The organism is Acinetobacter sp. SM1B (genome assembly GCF_003289665.1).
Classification (GTDB): domain Bacteria; phylum Pseudomonadota; class Gammaproteobacteria; order Pseudomonadales; family Moraxellaceae; genus Acinetobacter; species Acinetobacter schindleri.
Window position 1 is genome coordinate 1,561,813 of record NZ_QMBM01000001.1, and the last position, 6,041, is coordinate 1,567,853.

The window sequence follows — 6,041 nt, forward strand, 5'->3', positions numbered from 1 at the left end:
TTAAATTAATTAGGTGGTTTATGTCGCACTTCAAGTTTTACTCTGCCAAGCCATCATCTAAAACCAAACAAACTTTATTTGCTGATGGTACAGGTGTAGGTACGATCAAATACAAGTTAGATTTTTGTCGTGAAATCATTAAAGATTTTGATGAAAAACCTGATTGGGAACTTACACCAAAAGCCAAAGCGTTATGTGAACGAGTATTTAAGCATATCGAAAAATGTAATTCTTAAATCTCCCCTAACCCCTCTTTAATAAAGAGGGGAAATTCCCTCCTTTGAAAAAGGAGGGTTAGGGAGGATTCTTTAAGCCACTGGCGCCAACGTAAACAATACCTGCCCCGTTTTTACCGTCTGCCCTTTTTCAATGGTAATTGCATCCACACGCATACGCTCAGGTGCAATAATTGGTATCTCAATCTTCATCGCTTCAATCACAGCTAAGGTCGCACCTTCTTCCACAATATCGCCTGACTGACATTCAATTTTCCAAATTGAACCCGGCATATGTGATTCCACCGCACAACCACCATCAGGGATTTCAACACCTTCAGCATCATCTACAGCATCCAGACTTTCAGACACATATTCTGCTAGTCCTGCTTCATGCCAACGACGGCGCTCTGCATCAAAGTTGGCTTGTTGCACCGCTTTAAAGGCAGCAATGGATTCTTGGTTTTCAGTTAAGAAGTCATTGTATTCTTTGAGGTTGAGTACACCTTCTTCAATACGCAGTTTTAAACGACCGGCTTTAAAGTCCTCACGCATGTGCATCAGTTCAGCTTCAGACACTTCATAGAACTTAATCTGGTCAAAGAAGCGAAGTAACCACGGCATACCTTGCTCAAAATCAGGGTTTTTACGGTAGCGTGACCACATTTGTGAGGTACGACCGACAAACTGATAACCACCCGGACCTTCCATGCCGTACACACACATATACGCACCGCCAATACCAACAGCATTTTCGGGTGTCCAAGTGCGTGCAGGGTTATATTTGGTGGTGACTAAACGCTGACGTGGATCAAGTGGCGTTGCCACAGGTGCACCCAAATACACATCGCCCAAGCCCATGACCAAATAACTGGCGTTATAGACCACATCTTTCACGGCTTGTTTGTCTTTTAAGCCATTAATACGACGGATAAATTCGATATTGTCCGGACACCACGGCGCATCAGGTCGTACCGTTTGCATATAACGCTCAGTGGCAAGTTGCGTTTGTGAATCTTCCCAAGCAAGCGGTAAATACACAGTACGGGATGGCACTTGCATCTCAGTCACATCAGGCAGTTGCTCTTCCGCCACTTGAAGCATACGCAACAAATCAATCTGATCGAGTTGGGTCGAATCAAAATGAATTTGCAATGAACGAATACCCGGTGTCAGGTCAATAATGCCTTGAATGTTTTGATCTTTGACCCATTGCATCAGCGCATGAATACGGAAACGTAGGTTTAAATCTAAAACTAACTCGCCATATTCCACCAACATATAGTTGTTACCGGCAGGACGATACACCACATCAGGCGTGCCATTTTGACCTTTTAGGGTATCTAAAATGGCAGATTTCAGTGTGCTGATTTCAGGATAAAATGCTTCATCAAAAGTCACCGCTTGCGTATCTTCAGCAGTTAATTGTGCATGATATTTTTCATTCAGCAATTTCGCTTGATGATAGCTGAGAGGTACAAATTTGACTTTATCGCCGGCTTTGAGCTGACCGAGTTTCCAAAGCTCAGAATTGATCACCACCGCAGGGCACACGAAACCACCTAGGCTGGGACCATCAGGCCCAAGAATAATTGGCATATCACCAGTGAAATCGATCGCCCCAATGGCATAGGCATTGTCATGAATATTCGATGGATGCAGACCCGCTTCGCCACCGTCCTGACGAGCCCATTCTGGTTTTGGACCAATCAAACGAATTCCGGTACGGCTGGAGTTGAAGTGAATTTCAAACTCGTTGGCAAAGAAGGTATCAATATCATTTTTAGTAAAGAAATCCGGTGCACCATGTGGACCATACATCACCGCAATTTCCCAAGTATTTGAGAAGGCAGGGATTTGATCTTTGCTTAATGCTTTCACTTCATCAGATGTAAATGCCGTGATTGGAAGCATATCGCCAATCAGCAAATTACGCCCTGCATGACCACCAAACTGACCTAGAGTAAAGGTCGCTTGTGAGCCTAAATATTCAGGCACATTCAGACCGCCTTTAATCCCGATATAAGTACGGCAACCTGTGGCGATCTTGCCACATTTCAGCACCTGACCTTTACGTACATTCACGGTTTGCCACATCGGAACTTGAACGCCATCCAAAGTCGATGGCATATCGCCACCTGCCAATACAATTTGGCTATCGCAATGGAATTTTAAGCTTGGGCCTTGTAGCGTACATTCCAAACCTGCGGTATTCGGTACATTGCCTAATAGTTGGTTCGCGACATTTAAAGACAGCGGATCAATCGCACCTGATGGTGGTACACCGACATCCCAATAACCCAAACGTCCTGTCACATCTTGCACGGCGGTTTGTATACCGGCTTGCAGGACTTCAATTTTTTGAGTTTTCCACTCAAAGGTATTTAAAAAACGTGTGGTTTGCGTACCGGCTTTAAAGACATTGCAGTCGATAATGTTTTGTAGATATTCAAGGTTGGTTTCAATGCCGGCAACCGAAGTTTTAGCCAAAGTATCCGTCATGGCTTGAATGGCAGAATCACGATCATCCGCAGTCACAATAATTTTGGCAATCATCGGGTCATAGAAAGATGAGACGTTTGAACCTGTTTCTACCCAAGTTTCATTACGCGCGTTGGCATCGAACTCAACATGCGTCAAAAGTCCTGCACTTGGTTGGAAGTTTTTGATTGGATCTTCGGCATAAAGACGCACTTGAATTGAATGTCCTTGTGACTCAAGTTTTGATGTTGGTGCAACCCAATCGCTACTGCCTAAAGTCACCATCCATTCCACTAGATCGACACCAAAGACTTGCTCGGTGACACCGTGCTCAACTTGTAGACGGGTATTCACTTCCAAGAAATAGAATTCTTGGGTGTCGGTATCCATCACAAATTCAACGGTACCTGCCGAACGGTAATTCACCGATTGCATCAATTGAATCGCGACATTTTGAATATAGGCACGTTGCGTATCGTTTAAATGTGGTGCAGGCGTTTCCTCAATCACTTTTTGGTTACGACGTTGCACCGAACAATCACGCTCGCCCAGTGCTAGAACTAAACCGTTGCCATCACCAAAGATTTGCACTTCGATATGACGAGCATTTTGTACGAATTTTTCTAAATAAAGGCCTGCATCTTTAAAGTTGGCTTGCGCTAAATAAGACACGGTTGCATAAGCTTCTTTCAGCTCCTCCGCATTCCACACCAAACGCATGCCAATACCACCACCACCTGCGGTACTTTTCAGCATCACAGGATAGCCAATACGCTCAGCCTCAAGCAGGGCTTCAGCTTCATCAGCCAATAATTGGCTACCTGGCAATAACGGTACATTGGCTTGAATCGCCAATTCACGTGCAGTGTGTTTCAAACCAAATGCTTTCATTTGCTCGGCATTTGGGCCCAAGAACACAATGCCTTGTGCTTCACAGAGATTACAGAATTCGGCATTTTCAGAGAGGAATCCATAGCCCGGATGAATCGCTTGCGCACCGGTATGCTTGGCCACTTCTAAGATTTTATCAACATTGAGATAGCTTTGACTTGCAGGTGCATCACCAATAAATACCGCTTCATCGGCTAAAGTCACATGCAAGGAATCACGATCTGCTTCCGAATACACCGCAACCGATTGGATGCCTAATTTTTTAAGAGTACGAATGACACGACACGCAATTGCACCACGGTTGGCGATGAGAACTTTATTAAACATCGCTTACTCCTCACCTTCACGGATGATTAATTGGATTTTTGTTGGGTTATAGGCATTACATGGGTTATTGAGCTGTGGGCAATTCGAGATCAGCACAATTAAATCCATCTCGGCTTTAATTTCCACATATTTGCCCGGTGCAGAAATACCATCATCAAACTTTAAGTGACCATCACTTGTGACAGGTACATTCATAAAGAAGTTAATATTCGGACCAATATGACGCACGTTTAAGCCATGCTTTTTGGCAATTGGATGTTGCGACAGCGCAATCATGAAATTGTTACGGCAACTGTGCATTGGATATTTATCATGCGCATAACGAACCGTATTACTTTCACATGAACATGCACCGCCTAAAGTGTCGTGACGACCGCAGTTGTCATCATGAATAGTGGCGATTTTATTACCAAAGTTTGTGTATAAAGTTGTGCCTTTCTCTAAATAAATTTGACGATTCATCGCCAAGGTATCGGTTGCGCTATAACGTTCTTCTGGGTTTGATGCGGAAATAAATAAGGTATCTACCGCCTGGTTGCCTTCTAGATCTACAATACGGAAATACTGTCCTTTTTTGACTTCGCACATCCACGCTTCACCGGCAGGACAAACTTCGCTAAGTACTGGTTTTTCATGATTTTGTGTTGGGCTTACTAGTGCAGTCATGATCATTCCCCTTAAGCAGTTAAAGCGTAGTAGCGGTTATTATTTTGGAATGCACGCTGATTTTGCGGGCATGAATCACGACATACATCGCTGTCGCCTAAAGGAAGTGCTTTAAACAGATTTAATTCGATATCAGCAGGTGCATACACGGTGCTATTGTCTAATGCATGTGGTGCGGATGATAAAAACACCAAACAATCCATTTCAAAACGTAGTTCAATCACTTGATCAGTATTGTCAGATGCCACATAGCTGAGGTTACCGTTATCATCAGGTTGGACTTTTGAAAACAGATTTAAAGTGCTGCTGAGGTCGGTTGCAGATAAACCAAATTTGGTCATTTCCAGTAATAAACTGTCTTTGCCGTTGCGGTACATCTCATTACGGGCATCTTGAAAGGTTTTAGTGCCGAATTGTTGTTCAATTTGCTGTGCCGTACTTGGTGCACAAAAAGCGTCATTCCAACCGTGATCATCTTTGACAATCGAGATCATCGCTCGACCCAAATCAGAGGCTAAAATATGCCCTGTACTTAAAAATGCCGTATGTTGCCCTTTTAAGCTGTCTGGCATGTTATAGCGTTCAAGTTTATCTTCACTGTTGACGCAGTACAGCGCGACATTGGCATTTTTGCCTAAAGATTTCAGTTGTAAGACTGCGCCGCGCTGAATGCGTGCAGACCAGTGATGTCCACCCGGTAAACGTTGAGTCCATAGGACCTGATCTTCGTGATAAGTTGTTGTGCTCATATGCATCTACCCTAATCTTTGACGGTTTACCTCCCGGGCTTTTATCCCTCCGTGTAGCGATCAGTGTTTCCTTTCGCCGTGAACTCTCGGTCGCAGACCTACATGAATATTCATGTATCGGAACCCTAGATCACTTTATGATGCTTAAATAAATGCAAAGGGCGTGCCAAACTGGTAATACTATTTTTTATATTCGTAATACTTTTTGGGGTTTTAACTGATCAATTCAGGTGCAAGAATCTGTTATAGGCAGAGGTGGTCCCACTTGTTTGAACAACTAAAAGCGTATTTATAAGTGATATTCCGCTCTAGTTAAGCCACCTTGTTTTGTTGGGGTAGCTGATCATAGTAAAACTTATTTGGTGTCATTTTGTCTAGACTCGAATGAGGTCGTTTCAAATTATAAAACTCAAAATATGCACTTAATTGCTTTTTCGCTTCTGTGACACTGCTATAAGCTTTGAGATACACCTCTTCATATTTAACGCTCCGCCATAATCGTTCAACCATCACATTATCTACCCATCGACCTTTACCATCCATACTGATTTGAATGCCATTTGATTTCAATACATCAATAAATGCATCACTGGTAAACTGGCTGCCTTGGTCTGTATTAAATATTTCAGGTCGACCATATTTTTCAATCGCTTCATTTAAAGCCGAAATACAAAAATCCACCTCCATACTAATCGATACCCTATGCGCAAGT

At 43.2% G+C, this 6,041-nt stretch carries 5 protein-coding genes and 1 riboswitch; of the genes, 1 reads left to right on the forward strand and 4 read right to left on the reverse strand.

Annotated features, from left to right (window positions below; all coding sequences use genetic code 11):
- Positions 1 to 236 (forward strand): hypothetical protein (locus tag C8322_RS07510; RefSeq protein ID WP_213065968.1); only part of this gene is annotated, 236 nt, incomplete at its 5' end.
- A gap of 72 nt (positions 237 to 308) precedes the next feature.
- Here the strand turns inward: C8322_RS07510 and uca are convergent.
- The 4 genes from uca to C8322_RS07530 form a co-directional block, all read right to left on the reverse strand.
- Positions 309 to 3,914, reverse strand: coding sequence for an urea carboxylase (uca, locus tag C8322_RS07515; protein WP_004809414.1), 3,606 nt, complete (start codon positions 3,912 to 3,914; stop codon positions 309 to 311).
- 3 nt (positions 3,915 to 3,917) lie between these two features.
- Positions 3,918 to 4,580, reverse strand: coding sequence for an urea amidolyase associated protein UAAP2 (locus C8322_RS07520; RefSeq protein WP_004809415.1), 663 nt, complete (start codon positions 4,578 to 4,580; stop codon positions 3,918 to 3,920).
- An 11-nt stretch (positions 4,581 to 4,591) separates the two neighbouring features.
- Positions 4,592 to 5,329 (reverse strand): urea amidolyase associated protein UAAP1, encoded by a 738-nt coding sequence (locus tag C8322_RS07525; protein ID WP_004809416.1) that lies wholly within the window; start codon positions 5,327 to 5,329, stop codon positions 4,592 to 4,594.
- Between the two features lie 28 nt (positions 5,330 to 5,357).
- Positions 5,358 to 5,469, reverse strand: a riboswitch (guanidine-I (ykkC/yxkD leader).
- A 172-nt stretch (positions 5,470 to 5,641) separates the two neighbouring features.
- On the reverse strand, positions 5,642 to 6,041 hold a 400-nt coding region (locus C8322_RS07530), incomplete at its 5' end, for an integrase core domain-containing protein (RefSeq protein ID WP_146747333.1).